The sequence below is a fragment of the Kitasatospora sp. NPDC127035 genome, from assembly GCF_042726075.1.
Taxonomy (GTDB): domain Bacteria; phylum Actinomycetota; class Actinomycetes; order Streptomycetales; family Streptomycetaceae; genus Kitasatospora.
The window spans coordinates 23,069-39,807 of the sequence record NZ_JBHXDN010000058.1; the positions used below are offsets into that span (position 1 = coordinate 23,069).

Sequence of the window (16,739 nt, forward strand, 5' to 3'; positions counted from 1 at the left end):
GGTGCGGGCCACAGGGGAGGGTGAGGCTGGTGGCGACACCGGTTCGTACGAAGGGGTCGGGCGCGCTCGCACCGGGGCGGCCCGACGGTTCATCAGCGGTCGCGCCGGGGCGCGGCGGCCCGGGCCCGGTGGCCGTGGCGACCGGGCCGATCGCCCGGCTGGGGCAGGCCACCCGGACGGCCCCGGGCCGGCTGCGGCTGGCCGGGGCGCTGCTGGCGGTACTGACCCTGGCGTTCGGCGCGCTCACCGCCGCCCAGCTGAACTCCCGGGCGCAGGCCGCGAAGCGGGTCGTCGGGTACAGCCAGCCGCTCAGCCAGGCGGCCGCCGACATCCATCTCTCGCTGGCCGACGCGGACACCACCGCGGCGACCGGCTTCCTGCTGGCGGGCGCCGAGCCGAGGGCCGTCCGGGCCCGTTACGAGCAGGACCTCAGGACGGCGTCCCAGCTGATCTCCGAGGCGGCGGCCCGGACCACCACCTCCTCCCCCGCGCAGGAGTGGCTCTCCACCCTCAACCAGCAGGTCCCGGTGTACGCGGGGCTGGTGGAGAACGCGCGGGCCGAGAACCGGCAGGGATTCCCGCTCGGCGGCGCCTACCTGCGGTACGCCTCCGAGCAGATGCGCACCGGGCTGCTGCCGGCCGCCGAGAAGCTCATCGCGGCCGAGAACGAGGCGCTGGCCGACGACCTCGCGGACGCCCGGGCCACCCCGTGGGCCGGGTACCTGCTGGGTGTGATCGTGCTGACGGCGCTGGTCTGGGTGCAGATGGCGCTGTTCCGGCGGACCAACCGGGTGTTCAACCCGGGGCTGCTGGCGGCGACCGCCGCCGTGCTGGCCGGGGTGCTCTGGCTGACCGTGGCCGCGACCGGCGCCGGCTCCACGCTCCGGCGCGCGGAGCGCGAGGGCGCGGCGCCCCTGCGGGTGCTCAACTCCGCCCGGGTGGACGTACTGACCGCCCGGCTGGCGGAGAACCTGCACCTGGTGGCGCGCGGTTCCAGCGCCAAGTACGCCGAGCTCTGGTCGAAGACCTCCGGGCACCTGGTCGCGACCGACCCCCAGCCCGGCACCGCGCCGACCGGCACGCTGGTGGAGGCGCAGACGCTGGCACCGCCGGAGGCCCGGGGAGCGCTCGACCAGGCGCGGCTCGACTACCAGCAGTGGCGCGAGCGGCACACCGCGGCGAGCGACCTGGAGAACAAGGACGGCGACTACCAGGGCGCCCTGGACGCGACGGTGACGGTCAAGGAGGCGGACGTGCCGAAGACCGCCGACGCCTCGTTCAACGCCGTCGACCAGCAGTTGGCCAGGGCCGCCACCCTGGAGGAGGGCCGGTTCAGGGACGCGGCCCTGGGGGTCGACGGGGACCTGCGCACCGCGGCCGTGGCCGTCGCGGTGCTGGGCCTGCTCGCGGCCGCCGCGGCGGTCCGCGGGCTGGGCCGCCGACTGGCCGAGTACCGGTAGAGGGGGGACGGGAAGATGAGCAGGGCAACGGTACGGGCGGCCCGGACGGCGGTGGCGCTGGCGCTGCTGGCCTCCGGCGCGGCGGTCCTCGGCGGGAGCGGGTCGCCGGGCGCGGCGCCGGCGGGCGGCGCGCCGCTGGAGGTGCAGGCGGCCTCGGCGCCCCGGCAGGAGCAGGCGGGCGCCTGCGACGTGTACAGGAGCGTGCCGCCGAGCGGCGAGGACGGGCCCGCGGTGAAGGCCATCAAGGCCAAGCGCAGCCTGGTCATCGGCATCGACCTGAACAGCTACCGCTGGGGCTCGCGCAACCCGAACACCGGTCAGATCGAGGGCTTCGACATCGACCTCGCCCGGGCGATCGGCACCGCGATCATGGGCGACCCGGAGAAGGTGACGCTCAAGGCGGTCCCGACCGCCGAGCGGATCAAGTTCATCCAGGAGGGCCGGGTCGACCTGATCATCCGCACGATGACGATCACCTGCGAGCGGATGGAGCAGGTGTCCTTCTCGCGGCCGTACTTCACCATGAGCCAGCGGGTGGTGGTGCCCAAGTCGTCCACCGCGAAGAACCTCGACGAGGCGCTGAAGGGCACGACCGCCTGCGCCGCGGCCGGTTCCTCGGCCCTGGAGGAGCTGAAGAACCGCCCGATCAAGGAGCTCGTCACCCCGGAGAACAACCTGGACTGCCTGGTGCTGATGCAGCTGGGCAAGGTCGACGCGACGATGACGGACGACGTCCTGGCGGCCAGTCAGGCGGCCCAGGACCAGACCGTCCGGGTGGTGGACGGCGAGGTCCGGCCGGGCGTGATGGGCATCGCGATGCTGAAGACCAGCACCGACCTGACGGCCCGGGTGAACCAGGTGCTCGGCGACTACCACACGAGCGGCGCCTGGCGCGGCACGTACGACCGCTGGCTCAAGCCGTACCTGCTGAACGACGCCGAGCACTACTGGCCGATGCCGCGGTGACGACCCCGAGGGCCGGGACGGCGGGCTCCCGGGAGGCACCCGCTAGGGTCGGGACGGATCTCGGCGGAGGCCCCGCGGAGCACGGGACGGAGCCGGGGACCGCGGAGCGGCGAAGCACGGAACAGGGAACCACGGAGCAGGCGGAGGAGGAGAGAGGGCGTTGGCGGCTTCTGCTGGCCCGGTGCTGAGCCGGGAGGAGGTGGACCGCGCGCTGGCGCGCCTCGGCGCGGAACGCGACGCGGTCGAGTCCGCGCTGCTCTCCCTCCAGGACCACCCCGGGCTGCGGCTGCTCGACGGCGCCGCGCTGTCCGGGCGGACGCAGGAGCGGTGGTCCGTCGCCGGGCAGGGCCTGCCGATGCTCTGGGCGCTGTTCGACCGCTACTCGGAGGCGCTCGCCTCGGCCCGCGCGGTGCGGGCCCGCAAGGCCCGACCGGGCGGGCCCGAACTCGCCGAACTCAGCGAGCTCCTCACCGGCGACGCGGTGACCGTGCCCGGCGGCGCACCGGACGGCGCGCAACTGCTCGGCGCGCCCGCCCGGCTGGTCGAACGGGTCAGCCTGGACGGGCTGATGACCCGGATGAACTCCTGGTACGCCACCGTGCTGGAGGTGGTCTCCGCCGCGGACGCGGTCTGGACGGCGCTGCCCGCCCGGATCGACCTGCTGCTCGCCGAGCTGCGCCGGGTGCAGACCCTGGCCGGCTCGCTCGGCGTGCACCCCGGCGGCCACCCGCTCGGCGACGACCTGGTCGGGCTGGAGACCGACCTGAACGCGCTGCGGGCCGAGGTGCGCAGCGACCCGCTCGCGCTCTGGCGGCCGGCCCGGGTCCCCGCCCAGCGCGGGACCGTCCCGGACGGCGGCGCGCTGGCCACCCCGTCCGGGGTCGTGGACACCGAGCGGTTCGACCGGGCCGGGCGGGCGCTGGACGGCGTCCGGCTGGAGCTGGAGAACCTGCTGCGGCTGCGCGACGACGCCGAGGAGCGCCTGCAGGGCGTCGGCGAGCTGCTGCAGCGGGCCGACGTCACGCTGGCCGAGGCCCGCCGCGCGCGCGGCGAGGTGCTGGCGAAGATCGCCGCGACCGAGGTGCCCGCCGTCCCGGGCCCGGCCTCGGCGCTGCGCGAACGGATCGTGGTCGCCCTGGAGCTGCGGCAGAACGGGCAGTGGTACCGGCTCGCGCCGCTGCTGGACGCGCTGGAGGACGCGGCCGCCAAGGAACTGGCCCGGGCCCGGCAGTCGCTCACCGAGGTGACCCAGCCGCTGGCCTTCCGGGCCGAACTGCGCGGGCGCCTGGACGCGTACAAGGCGATGGCCGCCCGGCTGCGGGTGGCCGAGGACCCGGAAGTGGTGGAGCGGTACGAGAAGGCGCGCTGGCTGCTCTGGAGCGCGCCCTGCGACCTGCGCGCGGCGGCGGGCGCGGTGGCCCGGTTCCAGCAGTCGCTGCGGCCGGCACAGGGCGAGGCGGCACAGGCGCCGGCCGGCGGGGAGCCGGTCGACGGACAGGCGGCACAGGGACAGGGACTGGGGGGCTGAGGGTGATGGGCGAGACGTGCGTACGGCCGGAGTGCACCGGCAGCGGGACGATCGACACGGACGGCTACTGCGACGAGTGCGGCCTCGCCCCGGCGGGCACCTCCTCCGTCTCCGTGAGGACCGCCACCGGCGCGGCCGTACCGGCCGCGCGGCAGGCCGTCCGGGCCCCGGCGGGCCCGGGCCTGCCGTGCCCCCGCGCCTGTTCCGGGACGATCGACGCCGACGGCTACTGCGACGAGTGCGGCCTCACGCCGCCCGAGGGCTCCGGCGGGACCACCTCCGCGCACTCCCCGACCGGGCGCGCCGTCCTCGACCCGGACACCGGTTCCTCGCGCACCGGGTCCTCGCGCACCGGCTCGACCCGCACCGGCTCGTCCCGTTCGCTGTCCGGACGCTCCCGCTCGCACCGCTCGACCCGGACCGGCAGCGGCCGGTCGGTCTCGGTGCGCAGCAGCCGGGGCAGCGGCACCGTGGGCACCCGCCACCGGCTGGGCGCCGGCCTCGTGACGGTGCCGACCGTCGCCGCGGCCGACCCCGCGCAGGCGGTGCTGGTGAACCCGGAGGTGCCGGAGCGCAAGCGGTTCTGCTCCAAGTGCGACACCCCGGTGGGCCGGGAGCGGAACGGCACGCCGGGCCGCCCGGAGGGGTTCTGCACCAAGTGCGGCACGCCGTACTCGTTCACGCCGAAGCTGCGCCGGGGCGACCTGGTCGGCGGCCAGTACGAGGTGGTGGGCTGCCTGGCGCACGGCGGGCTCGGCTGGATCTACCTGGCGGTGGACCGGCGGGTCAGCGACAAGTGGGTGGTGCTCAAGGGCCTGCTGGACACCGGGGACGAGGACGCGCTGGCGGTGGCCGTCGCCGAGCGCCGGTTCCTGGCCGAGGTGGACCACCCGAGCATCGTCCGCATCATCAACTTCGCCGAGCACCCGGACCTGCGCACCGGCGCGACCGACGGCTACATCGTGATGGAGTACGTCGGCGGCAAGTCGCTCAAGGACATCGCCAACGAGCGCCGCACCCCGGACGGCCGGCGCGAGCCGCTGCCGGTCGAGCAGGCGATCGCCTACGCGCTGGAGGCGCTGCCCGCGCTGGGCTACCTGCACGCCCGCGGGCTGGTCTACTGCGACTTCAAGATCGACAACGCGATCCAGAGCGGCGACACGCTCAAGATCATCGACATGGGCGCCGTCCGCCGCCTCGACGACGACGGCCCGATCTACGGCACCATCGGCTACCAGGCACCGGAGATCGCCACCGACGGCCCCTCCCCCGCCTCCGACCTCTACACGGTGGCCCGCACCCTCGCCGTGCTCAGCTTCGACTTCCAGGGCTACTCCACCGTCCACCGGGACACCCTGCCCGGCCCGGAGTCCGTGCCGGTCTTCGCCGCGTACGAGTCGTACTACCGCTTCCTCGTCCGCGCCACCGACCCGGACCCGGCCCGCCGGTTCGCCTCCGCCGAGGAGATGGCCGACCAGCTCACCGGCGTCCTGCGCGAGGTGCTGGCCCTCCAGGACGGGCGGGCCCGACCTGCGCCCTCCACCCTGTTCGGCCCCGAACTGCGCGTGGTGGACACCGAGCTGGTCGCACCGACGGTCCGGCCCGGCGAACTGCGGCTGGCCGCCCTCGACCCCGCCGCCGCCGCGCTCGCCCTGCCCGTCCCCCGGGTCGACCCGGCCGACCCCAACGCCGGCTTCCTCGCCGCCCTGTTCGCCACCGGCCCGGGGGAGGCGCTGGCCGCGCTGGAGGGCGCGCCCGCCGACTCCGCCGAGCGCCGGCTCCGCGAGCTGCGCGCCCTGCTCGAACTCGGCCGGCACACCCGGGCCGTCGAGGCCCTCGCCGCACTGGACCAGGAGTACCCGGACGACTGGCGGGTGGTCTGGTACCGGGGCCTGACCTCGCTGGTCTCCGCCGCGGCCGACCCCGGCGCGCCCGACCACGAGGCGCTGCGCGCCGCCGCCGAGGCCTTCGACGCCGTCTACGACGCCTTCCCCGGCGAGGCCGCCCCCAAGCTGGCCCTCGCCGCCTGCGCCGAACTCCTCGGCGACGGCGGCGACGCGGCCGAGTTCTACCGTCTGGTGTGGAGCACCGACCAGAGCTACCTGAGCGCCGCCTTCGGGCTGGCCCGGGTCCGGCTCGCCGACGAGGACCGGGCCGGCGCCGTCGCCGTCCTGGAGTCCGTGCCGGCCACCTCCAGCCAGTACACCCCCGCCCGGATCGCCGCCGTCCGGGCCCGGCTGCGCGAGCGGCCCGCCACCGACCCGCTCGGCGCCGACCTCGGCGCGAGCTCCGAGCAGCTGACCGCGCTGCGCCTGGACGACCGCCGCCGCGAGGAGCTCGCCGTCGAGGTGCTCGGCGCCGCGCTCGGCTGGGTCACCGCCGGGTCACCCGGCGAGACCGGCGTGGGCCGGACAACCGGCGAGGTCAGCGTGCTGGGACGGCCCGCGGTGGAACGGGAACTGCGGTTCGCCCTGGAGCAGTCATACCGGGTACTCGCCCGGTTGGCCGACCGGGCCGAGAACAGGATCGACATGGTGGAGCGGGCCAACCGCGCCCGCCCCAGGACGTGGGTGTAAGAGATGCCGCAGCAGACCGTGTGCCAGAGCTGTGCCGAGCCGATGGACCCGGGGGACGTCTTCTGCGGCTCCTGCGGGGCGAGCCGCGACGGCCGTCCCGCCCCCGGCGCGATGCCGCCCAGCTGGTCCGCAGCCCGGGACGGTGACGAGCGCCACGCGCCGACCCTGCCCGACACGCCCACCGTCCCGGCGCAGAACTCCCAGGGCGCCAACGGCACGCCGGGCCTCCAGGGCGCCGCGGGTGCACCGGGCGCCACGGGTGCACCGGGCGCCGCGGCTGCGCACGGCGGACCCGCCTGCGCACACTGCGGGCTCCAGCAGGTCACCGGCGACGGCTACTGCGAGGCCTGCGGCCGCGCCCAGCCGCGCCCCCGCGACCACATGGAGAAGGCGCTCGGCGGCGTCGCCGGGGTCAGCGACCGGGGTGTCCGGCACCACCGCAACGAGGACTCCTTCACCGTCGCCGCCACCTCGCTGCCCGGCGGCGAACCGGTCGTGGTGGCCGTGGTCTGCGACGGCGTCTCCTCCTCCGACCGGCCCGACCAGGCCTCCGAGACCGCCGTCGACGCCGCCTCCGAGTCGCTGCTCAGCTCGCTGGAGGCCGGCCAGGAACCGACCGCGGCCATGCGCCGGGCGATCGCCGAAGCCGCCGCCGCCGTGGCCGCCCTGGCCACCGACGGCACCAAGCCGCTCCGGCCCGACGTCAACGCGCCCGCCTGCACCTACGTCAGCGCGATCGCGACCGGCGGCCGGGTCACCATCGGCTGGGTCGGCGACACCCGCGCGTACTGGATCCCGGACGACCGGGTCTCCGCCGAGCCGTTCCGGCTCACCCAGGACGACTCCTGGGCCGCCCGGATGGTCGAGGCCGGGCTGATGGGCGAGGCCGAGGCCTACGCGGACCCGCGCGCCCACGCCATCACCGGCTGGCTCGGCGCCGACGCCGAGGAGGTCGTCCCGCACACCCTCGACTTCACCCCGCACGTCCCCGGCGTGCTGCTGATCTGCACCGACGGACTCTGGAACTACGCCGAGGCCGCCACCGACCTCGCCTACTTCGTCCGTCCGGACGCCCGCACCGAACCGCTCGCCACCGCCCAGACCCTGGTCAAGTTCGCCGTCGCCTCCGGCGGGCACGACAACATCACCGTCGCGGTGATCCCGATCGACCCGCCCCCGGCGGCCGAACCGGCGGAGGGCGAGGACGGCCGGACCGCGACCGCGCTGGACCTTCCGGTGATCACCGCGGCCGGATCCGGGCCGGCGGACGCGGACGACGAGGACCACGACCCGACCCTGCCGGACATCCCGGTGATCGGCTCCGCCGCCGCTCCGCTGCCCCCGGTCCCGCCCCTCCCCCCGCAGCCGCCGGCCGTCCCCCCGCGCCCGGTCCGGCCCCCGGCGGCCCGCTGAGCCCGGAGGCCGGGACGCCACGCACCGACCGGGCCGGCGGACCGCCACCACCCGCCACCCCGCTGCACGCCCACCGACCGCCCGCACCATCCGACCATCCGACGGGAGCCACCCGCCCATGGCAACACTGGCCAAGCCGAACCTGCCCAGGTTCGACGTGGAGATCTTCCAGAACGAGTTCCTCGCGGACGGCGCCCGGGAGGTGAACGCCATCGTGACGGTCACCGCGACCGGCGGCGGCACCTCGGGCGGCCGCCCGCTCGGCACCCAGGGCGCCCGCCCGCCCGGCGTCACCGACGCCGGCCCGGGCGGCGCCGGCCCGCAGTCGGCCGCCGTGGTGATCCTGGTGGACTGCTCCGGTTCGATGGACTACCCCGCGAGCAAGCTGCGCGGCGCCCGCGAGGCCACCGCCGCCGCCATCGACACCGTCCGCGACGGCGTCGCCTTCGCCGTGGTCGCCGGCACCCACGAGGCCCGCGACGTCTTCCCCGGCGACGGCACCCTCGCCATCGCCTCGGACGCCACCCGGGCCCGGGCCAAGGAGTCGCTGCGCCGCCTCACCGCGGCCGGCGGCACCGCCATGGGCACCTGGCTGGCCAAGGCCGACCAGCTGTTCCTGACCCGCCGCGACATCGCCATCCGGCACGCCATCCTGCTGACCGACGGCAACAACGAGCACGAGACCGCCGCCGACCTGGAGCGCGCGATCGAGCGGGTCGGCGGCCACTTCACGGCGGACTGCCGGGGCGTAGGCACCGACTGGCGGGTCGACGAGCTGCGCAGGATCTCCTCCGCGCTGCTCGGCACCGTCGACATCGTCGCCGAGCCCTCCGGCCTGGCCGAGGACTTCCGCTCGATGATGGCCGGCGCGATGGGCAAGCAGGTCGCCGACGTCGCGCTGCGGATCTGGACGCCGGCCAACGCGGTCGTCAGGTTCGTCAAGCAGGTCGCCCCCTCGGTCGAGGACCTCACCGAACGCCGCACCGAGGCCGGGCCGCGGGCCGGCGACTACCCGACCGGCTCGTGGGGCGACGAGAGCCGCGACTACCACGTCTGCGTGGAGGTCCCGTCCTCCGCCGTCGGCAACGAGATGCTCGCCGCCCGGATCAGCCTCGTCCTGCCGCCGTCGGTCTCCGGGGGGACGCCGGAGGTGCTGTCGCAGGGCCTGGTCAAGGCGGTCTGGACCGACGATCTCGCCTCGTCGACCCGGATCAGCCCGCAGGTCGCCCACTACACCGGGCAGGCGGAGCTGGCCTCGTCCATCCAGGAGGGGCTGGAGGCGCACCGGGCCGGGGACGTCGACCGGGCCACCGCCAAGCTCGGCGCCGCCGTCCGGATCGCCCACGCGACCGGCAACGAGGGCACCTTCAAGCTGCTGCAGAAGGTGGTGGACGTGGTGGACCCGAAGGAGGGTACCGTTCGGTTCCGTAAGAACGTGAGCGAGGCCGACTCGATGACCCTTGAGACCCGGTCGACCAAGACCGTCCGTGTGAAGAAGTGACCGCCGACGAGCCGACCGGGCCGCAACCCCGGCCGGACACTGCCCCGGCTTGCTGGAATTGAGGGGGGACCTGATGCCGATCTGCCCGAGGGGCCATGAGTCGCAGGCCGAGGACTGGTGCGACTTCTGCGGCTTCCCGATGACGCCGCCGCAGCCGGTACCGCCGCCGCCCGGCACGCTCGCCGGCGCACCCGGCGGCCCGGGGGCGCACGGTGGCCACGGCGCGCCGTACGGCGGTCCGACAGCCCCGCCGGGGGCCGTCCCGCCCGGAGCGGTGCCGCCGTCGAACCCGCGGGGCTTCCCGGACCTCACCGAGGGCCTCGTGGTCTGCCCGATCTGCCGCAGCCCGCAGACCGGGCGGTTCTGCGAGGAGTGCGGGTACGACTACGACCTCTCCGCGCCCCAGCGCGCCCAGCAGCCCTTCGGCGTCCCCGCCCAGGCACCGCCGCCCCCGCCGGCGCCGCTCAACATCCCGGCGGCGTACGGCGGCCCGCCGCAGCCGCCCGCCGCCCCCCAGCCGCCGGCGGCCCCGCCGCAGCCAGGCCCGCCCGCCGGGTACGGCTACCCGCCGCCCGCGCACGGGTCGGAGGGCCCCTCCCCCGCCCACGCGGCTCCGCCGTACCAGGAGGCTCCCTACCAGGAGGCGGCCGGGTACCCGGAGTCCCCTTACCGGGAGGCCCCGTACCAGGAGCCCGCGTACCAGGAAGCCGCGTACCAGGAGCCCGTGCACCAGGGCGCGCCGTACCAGGAGCACCAGGGCGCGCCCCCGCAGGGAGCGCCCTATCAGGAGGCCGCCTACCAGGAGGCCCCGCACCAGGGCGCGCCGTACCCCGGCACCGCACCGCGCGAGGACTCCGGCCCGGTCTACGCCCAGCCCGGCCCGACCCGGCGCGGCGACGAGTTCGGCACCTCGTTCCACCTCGCCCCGCCGATGCCCCCGCAGCAGGCCCAGCCGCCGCAGGGGCAGGCCCCCGAGCAGGTCCGCAGCACCTGGTTCGCGGTGGTCGCGGCGGACCGCGAGTACTTCACCGAGATGATGGCCCGCAGCGGCCCCGAGGCGGCCGGCCTGTTCTTCCCGCCGTACTGCCCCGAGCGCCGGATCCCGCTGACCGGGCGCGGCCAGCTGCGGATCGGCCGGCGCAGCCAGCACCGCGGCACCGTGCCGGAGATCGACCTCTCGGTGCCGCCGGAGGACCCGGGGGCCTCGCACCAGCACGCCCTCCTCGCCGAACAGGCGGACGGCAGCTGGGTGCTGGTCGACCAGGACTCCACCAACGGCACCACGGTGAACGGCGGCGGCGAGCCGATCGCCCCGCACACCGCGATCCCGCTGGGCGACGGCGACCGGGTCCACGTCGGCGCCTGGACGACGATCACCCTGCACCGCGCCTGAGCCCCGCCGGCCCGCCCGGGCCGGCAGTCCGGCCACTCGACCGCCCCGGCCGGACGGACGTCACCGTCCGTCCGGCCAGGGCGGTCGGCGTTCATTGTAAAAATGATCATCAAATCAGCCCCGGATCTCTGCCCAAGGCTGCCCCGCGCCCGTACGCTCACTGCCCATGACTGCTGCAATATCCGCCGACGGAATCCGTCAGCGGTACGGGGACGTACAAGCCGTCGACGGGGTGTCACTCACCGTCGAGGCCGGCGAATTCTACGGAATCCTGGGCCCGAACGGCGCCGGGAAGACCACCACGATGGAGATCCTGGAGGGGATCCGCAAGCCCGACGAAGGGCGCGTCGAACTGCTGGGGCTGGCGCCCTGGCCGCGCAACCCGAAGCTGCTGCCGCGCATCGGCGTGCAGTTCCAGGCCTCGGCCTTCTTCACCAAGCTGACGGCCCGCGAGACCATCCGCACCTTCGGCTCCTTCTACGGCGTCGGCCCCAGGCGCGCCGACGCGATGCTGGAGCGGGTCGGCCTGACCGAGTCGGCCGGCGTCATGACCGACAAGATGTCCGGCGGCCAGGCGCAGCGCCTCTCGATCGCCTGCGCGCTGGTCCACGGCCCGGAACTGGTCTTCCTCGACGAACCCACCACCGGCCTCGACCCGCAGGCCCGCCGCAACCTCTGGGACCTGCTGCGGGACATCAACGCCGAGGGCCGCACCGTCGTCCTGACCACCCACTACCTGGACGAGGCCGAGGTGCTCTGCGACCGCGTCTCGGTGATGGACCGCGGGCGGATCCTCCGCACCGGCGCCCCGGCCGCGCTGGTCCGCGAGATCGACGACACCGTCCGGATCAGCGTGGAGTCCGGCCAACTGGCCGTGGACACCGCGCGCGAGCTGTTCACCGCCGCCGGGGCGGAGATCACCTCGCTGGAGGACGACGGCGTCTCGCTCTCCCTCTCCACCCGGCTGCCGGCCCCGGTGCTCGCCGTCCTGGCCGAGCGCAACGCGCTGCGCGGCCTGGAGGTCCGCGGCGCCACCCTGGAGGACGTCTTCCTCCAGCTCACCGGACGGGAGTACCGCGCATGACCACCGAACGCACCGGGTCCGCCGCCGTCCCGGACCAACGGTCCGCCGACCCGGCGGGCACGCCCGCCGGACCGGGCGGGGCGGGCGCACCGGCCGAACGCGAGCGGGTCTCCGCCTTCGCGAGCCTCTCCCGGGTCATGCTGGTCTCGTTCGTCCGCGACCGCACCGCGCTGTTCTTCGTGATGCTCTTCCCGCTGATGTTCCTGCTGCTCTTCGGCACCCTCCTCAAGGGCGCCTCCAGCCCGCACGCCAAGGTGGAGCAGGTCGGCGCGGTCAAGGTCCTGGACGCGGTGCAGGGCGAGGGCCGGGCCGGGCTGGAGAAGGTCCTGACCATCACCCGGGGCGACGACGAGGCCGCCGCGCTGGAGAAGGTCCGCAAGGGCGACCTGGACGCCATGATCAAGGAGGGGCCGGACGGCAGGGTCGTCGTGCGCTACAGCGCCGCCGACCAGGTCCGCGCGGGCTCGGTCCAGGGCATCGTCAACTCCGTCGTCCAGCAGGCCAACCAGGCCGCGTCCGGCCGACCGCCGGCGTACACCCTGGACGCGAGCCAGGTCGAGGACGAGGCGCTGAAGCCGATCCAGTTCCTCACCCCCGGCCTGCTGGGCTGGGCGGTGGCCACCGGCGCGGTGTTCAGCGCCTCGCTGACCCTGGTCGGCTGGCGGCAGAAGAAGGTGCTGCGGCGACTGCGGCTGGCCCCGGTGAGCGCCGGGTCGATCGTGGCCTCCCGGATCGCGGTGTCGGTGGTGACGGCACTGGCCCAGACCGCGATCTTCCTGGTGGTGGCCACCATGCCGTTCTTCGGCCTCCGGCTCACCGGCAACTGGTGGCTGATCATCCCGCTGGTGGTCTGCGCGACCATCGCCTTCATGTCGATCGGTCTGCTGGCCGGCTCGATCGCGAAGACCGAGGAGGCGGCCAACGGCCTCTCGCAGATCATCGTGCTGCCGATGTCGTTCCTGTCCGGCTCGTTCTTCCCGACCGACGACATGCCGGGCTGGCTGAAGGCGATCTCGGAGGCGCTGCCGCTCAAGCACCTGGTCACCGCCGCCCAGTCGGTCCTCTCCCGGGGCGGCGGCGTGACGGACGCGCTGCCGGCGATGGGCGGCCTGCTGCTCTTCGCCGCCGTGCTGACCGGCATCTCGTGGAAGCTCTTCCGCTGGGAGGACTGATCCTCCGGCGGCGGCGCCGGCGCCGCGGCCACCGCCACGGCATCGGCGGCGGGGTCGTACACCTCCGGTCCTGGTCCCCAGGTCCCGGTGTACGGCCCCGCCGCCGTCTGCGACCATGGTCGGGTGAAAGAGATCCGGCGTGGCACGCTCAGCGAGGAGACGTTCTTCGAGCAGGTCGGCGGCGAACCGACCTTCCGGCGGCTGGTCCACCGGTTCTACCAGGGCGTCGCCGGGGACGAGTTGCTGCGGCCGATGTACCCCGAGGAGGACCTCGGTCCGGCCGAGGAGCGGTTCACGCTGTTCCTGATGCAGTACTGGGGCGGCCCGCGCACCTACAGCGACCAGCGTGGCCACCCGCGGCTGCGGATGCGCCACGTGCCGTTCCGGGTGGACCGCGCGGCGCACGACGCCTGGCTCAAGCACATGCGGGTGGCCGTCGACGAACTCGCCCTGCCGGCCGACGCGGAGCGGCAGCTCTGGGACTACCTCACGTACGCCGCCGCCTCGATGATCAACACCGAGGGCTGACCGCACGGCCGACCCGACGGCCCGACCCGGTGGGCCGGGCCGGGTCCGGCGGACGGCCCGACCCGCCTCAGCGGACGGGGCTGAGCCCCAGCCCCGCGCCCGGCGCGGCCGCCGTACGGACCGCCACCGACCCGGCCGGGGCGCTCAGCCTCAGCCAGCCGCCGGCCCGGTGCACGGTGAGCGGGGCGGTCGGGGCCAGGAACCCGATCACGTAGGCCGCGTGGGCGGCGCGCAGCGGCAGTTCGGGCAGCGCCGTGACCGGGCGGGACCAGATCTCGTCGGCCAGCGCGTCCAGCACGGCACGGGTCCGGTGGTGATCCGGGACGGCCTCGCTGCGCTCCCTGAACTCCCGCACCGCGGCCATCAGTTCGGGATACACCCGGGCCGCCGGCGGTTCGCCGACCGGCCGCCAGCCGGTGCGCGGCGGCAGCAGACCTGCCCAGGCCGGGCCGGTGACCGGCCCGGGCAGGGTGACGGTGCCGGCCTCCGTGTCGACGCCGTCCAGGAGCTGCCCGGCCGAGACGGTCAGGTCGACCGGCCCGCCGAGTTCGACCAGCCGCGCGGTCCGCACCGCCAGCGCGCCCGAACCGCCCAGCGGCAGCCGTCCGAAGACGGCCAGCACGCCGCCGCCGGCCCCGGGCCGCGGCACCCCCTGCAACCGGACCGCCGCCGCCCTGTCGAAACGCAGCAGGCGGACCAGGAAGGCGGCCAGGTCGGCGGCCTCCCCGGTGCCGGCGAGGGCGAGGGGGGCGGTACTGATCAACGCTTCAGCTCACATCCGGTAGCGGGGCGGGGTCCTGCGGTCCGCTCAGACCGCCGCGACGGCCGGCTCCTCGTCCATGAAACGCTCCAGGAACCCCCGCTCGACCGGGCTTATCCGGCGGGGCCGGCCCTCGGCCAGGTCGTAGGGGACGACCACGGTCGACGCCCGGACGTAGACCGTCTCGGTGCCGTCCTCGGCGGTGTCCTTGATCTCGTAGCCGACCGTCAGCGAGGCGCCGCCGATCTTGGTGACCCAGGTCTCGACGGTCACCGGCTCGGGCCGGTGGACCAGCGGGCGCTTGTAGTCGATCTCGTGGCGGGCCACCACCGAACCGCCCGCGAACTCCCCCGCACCGGCCGCGGCGGCCTGGGTGAACATGAAGTCGATCCGGGCCTCCTCCAGGTAGCGCAGGAAGACCACGTTGTTGACGTGCCCGAAGGCGTCCATGTCGGACCAGCGCAGCGGACAGGCGTAGATGTGGCGTGCCACGGGTGTTCTCCTCGACGTCCGGTGACCCGGCCGGGCTTCGGTGCCGGTGGGCCGCGGCCCGGCAGGCCGCCCAGGAGGGCGAGTCTGCCGGGCCGTTGTGACGGTTGGGTGTCAGCCTCGGGTCAGCTTCTTGTACGTGGCCCGGTGCGGACGGGCCGCGTCCGCACCCAGCCGCTCGACCTTGTTCTTCTCGTACGAGTCGAAGTTGCCCTCGAACCAGAACCACTTGCTCTCGCCCTCGTAGGCGAGGATGTGGGTGGCGACCCGGTCCAGGAACCAGCGGTCGTGCGAGATGACCACGGCGCAGCCGGGGAACTCCAACAGCGCGTTCTCCAGCGAGGAGAGGGTCTCGACGTCGAGGTCGTTGGTCGGCTCGTCGAGGAGCAGCAGGTTGCCGCCCTGCTTCAGGGTGAGCGCCAGGTTGAGGCGGTTGCGCTCACCGCCGGAGAGCACGCCGGCCGGCTTCTGCTGGTCCGGGCCCTTGAAGCCGAACGCCGAGACGTAGGCGCGGGACGGCATCTCGACCTGACCGACGTTGATCCAGTCCAGGCCGTCGGAGACGACCTCCCAGAGCGTCTTCTTCGGGTCGATGTTGGCGCGGCTCTGGTCGACGTAGCTGATCTTGACCGTGTCGCCGACCTTGACCGTGCCGCTGTCCGGGGTCTCCATGTCCTGGAGCATCTTGAACAGGGTGGTCTTGCCGGCGCCGTTCGGGCCGATGATGCCGACGATGCCGTTGCGCGGCAGGGTGAAGCTGAGGCCGTCGATCAGGACCTTCTCACCGAAGGACTTGTTGAGGTTCTCCACCTCGATGACGACGCTGCCCAGACGCGGGCCCGGCGGGATCTGGATCTCCTCGAAGTCCAGCTTCCGCATCTTGTCGGCCTCGGCCGCCATCTCCTCGTAGCGGGCCAGACGCGCCTTGGACTTCGCCTGACGGCCCTTGGCGTTGGAGCGGACCCACTCCAGCTCCTCCTTGAGCCGCTTGGCGCGCTTGGCGTCCTTCTGGCCCTCGACCTTGAGGCGGGACTGCTTGGACTCCAGGTAGGTGGAGTAGTTGCCCTCGTAGCCGATGGCGCGACCGCGGTCGAGCTCCAGGATCCAGCCGGCCACGTTGTCCAGGAAGTACCGGTCGTGGGTGACCGCGACGACGGTGCCCGCGTACTTGGCCAGGTGCTGCTCCAGCCAGTTCACCGACTCGGCGTCCAGGTGGTTGGTGGGCTCGTCGAGGAGCAGCAGGTCGGGGGCCTCCAGCAGCAGCTTGCAGAGCGCGACACGGCGCTTCTCGCCACCGGAGAGCTTGGTGACCGCCCAGTCGCCGGGCGGGCAGCCCAGCGCGTCCATGGCCTGCTCCAGCTGGGCTTCGAGGTCCCAGGCGTTGGCGTGGTCCAGGTCCTCCTGGAGCTTGCCCATCTCGTCCAGCAGCGCGTCCGAGTAGTCGGTCGCCATCAGCTCGGCGATCTCGTTGAAGCGGTTGAGCTTCCCCTTGATCTCCTTGACGCCGTCCTCGACGTTCTCCAGGACGGTCTTGGTCTCGTCGAGCGGCGGCTCCTGGAGCAGCATGCCGACGGTGTACCCGGGCGAGATGAAGGCGTCGCCGTTGGAGGGGTGCTCCAGGCCGGCCATCATCTTCAGCACGGTGGACTTGCCCGCGCCGTTGGGGCCCACGACGCCGATCTTCGCCCCGGGGAGGAAGCTGAGCGTCACGTCGTCAAGGATGACCTTGTCGCCGTGCGCCTTGCGCACCTTGCGCATCGTGTAGATGTATTCCGCCACGTGAGATCGCTCCGGCGTCGTCGGGAGTATTCGGCTTGCAGCGTTCCATTGTGCCGCACCGGCCGGGAGCGCAGAACCGCGCACCGTGCC

Annotated in this window: 13 protein-coding genes; 10 read left to right on the forward strand and 3 right to left on the reverse strand. The window is 74.3% G+C overall.

The features are described 5' to 3' along the window. Positions 1-29 precede the first annotated feature (29 nt). The 10 genes from ACFWIC_RS30665 (at position 30) to ACFWIC_RS30710 (ending at position 13,621) form a co-directional block, all read left to right on the forward strand. Entirely contained in the window at positions 30-1,460 is a 1,431-nt protein-coding gene (locus ACFWIC_RS30665) for a hypothetical protein (RefSeq protein ID WP_380520521.1), read from the forward strand. A 15-nt stretch (positions 1,461-1,475) separates the two neighbouring features. Next, entirely contained in the window at positions 1,476-2,426 is a 951-nt protein-coding gene (locus tag ACFWIC_RS30670; protein WP_380361895.1) for a glutamate ABC transporter substrate-binding protein, read from the forward strand. A 160-nt stretch (positions 2,427-2,586) separates the two neighbouring features. After that, complete coding sequence (locus ACFWIC_RS30675) at positions 2,587-3,954, forward strand: hypothetical protein (RefSeq protein ID WP_329949382.1); 1,368 nt, start codon at positions 2,587-2,589, stop codon at positions 3,952-3,954. Between the two features lie 5 nt (positions 3,955-3,959). Further along, positions 3,960-6,530, forward strand: coding sequence for a tetratricopeptide repeat protein (locus tag ACFWIC_RS30680; protein ID WP_355404670.1), 2,571 nt, complete (start codon positions 3,960-3,962; stop codon positions 6,528-6,530). Positions 6,531-6,533: 3 nt separating this feature from the next. Further along, positions 6,534-7,943, forward strand: coding sequence for a PP2C family protein-serine/threonine phosphatase (locus ACFWIC_RS30685; RefSeq protein ID WP_380520522.1), 1,410 nt, complete (start codon positions 6,534-6,536; stop codon positions 7,941-7,943). A gap of 118 nt (positions 7,944-8,061) precedes the next feature. Next, complete coding sequence (locus ACFWIC_RS30690) at positions 8,062-9,444, forward strand: VWA domain-containing protein (RefSeq protein ID WP_329881976.1); 1,383 nt, start codon at positions 8,062-8,064, stop codon at positions 9,442-9,444. Positions 9,445-9,517: 73 nt separating this feature from the next. Then, a complete protein-coding gene (locus tag ACFWIC_RS30695) occupies positions 9,518-10,837 on the forward strand; it encodes an FHA domain-containing protein (RefSeq protein WP_329949379.1) in 1,320 nt (439 codons plus the stop codon). A gap of 166 nt (positions 10,838-11,003) precedes the next feature. Beyond that, on the forward strand, positions 11,004-11,921 hold the full coding sequence (locus tag ACFWIC_RS30700) for an ABC transporter ATP-binding protein (RefSeq protein WP_329949378.1): 918 nt from the start codon (positions 11,004-11,006) through the stop codon (positions 11,919-11,921). Beyond that, on the forward strand, positions 11,918-13,093 hold the full coding sequence (locus tag ACFWIC_RS30705) for an ABC transporter permease (RefSeq protein ID WP_380363794.1): 1,176 nt from the start codon (positions 11,918-11,920) through the stop codon (positions 13,091-13,093). The genes ACFWIC_RS30700 and ACFWIC_RS30705 overlap by 4 nt, the downstream gene beginning before the upstream one ends. A 123-nt stretch (positions 13,094-13,216) precedes the next feature. Beyond that, complete coding sequence (locus ACFWIC_RS30710) at positions 13,217-13,621, forward strand: globin (protein WP_329949376.1); 405 nt, start codon at positions 13,217-13,219, stop codon at positions 13,619-13,621. A 67-nt stretch (positions 13,622-13,688) separates the two neighbouring features. On the opposite strand, the gene ACFWIC_RS30715 is transcribed toward ACFWIC_RS30710, so the two are convergent. The 3 genes from ACFWIC_RS30715 to ettA form a co-directional block, all read right to left on the reverse strand. Then, the gene (locus ACFWIC_RS30715) at positions 13,689-14,384 is read right to left on the reverse strand and encodes a hypothetical protein (protein ID WP_329881971.1); all 696 of its coding nucleotides are present in this window, start codon (positions 14,382-14,384) and stop codon (positions 13,689-13,691) included. Between the two features lie 45 nt (positions 14,385-14,429). After that, positions 14,430-14,873: a thioesterase family protein gene (locus ACFWIC_RS30720; RefSeq protein ID WP_329949374.1), complete on the reverse strand. Its 444-nt coding sequence runs from the start codon at positions 14,871-14,873 to the stop codon at positions 14,430-14,432. A 111-nt stretch (positions 14,874-14,984) separates the two neighbouring features. Continuing rightward, positions 14,985-16,649 (reverse strand): energy-dependent translational throttle protein EttA, encoded by a 1,665-nt coding sequence (ettA, locus tag ACFWIC_RS30725; RefSeq protein ID WP_329949373.1) that lies wholly within the window; start codon positions 16,647-16,649, stop codon positions 14,985-14,987. Positions 16,650-16,739: the final 90 nt, after the last annotated feature.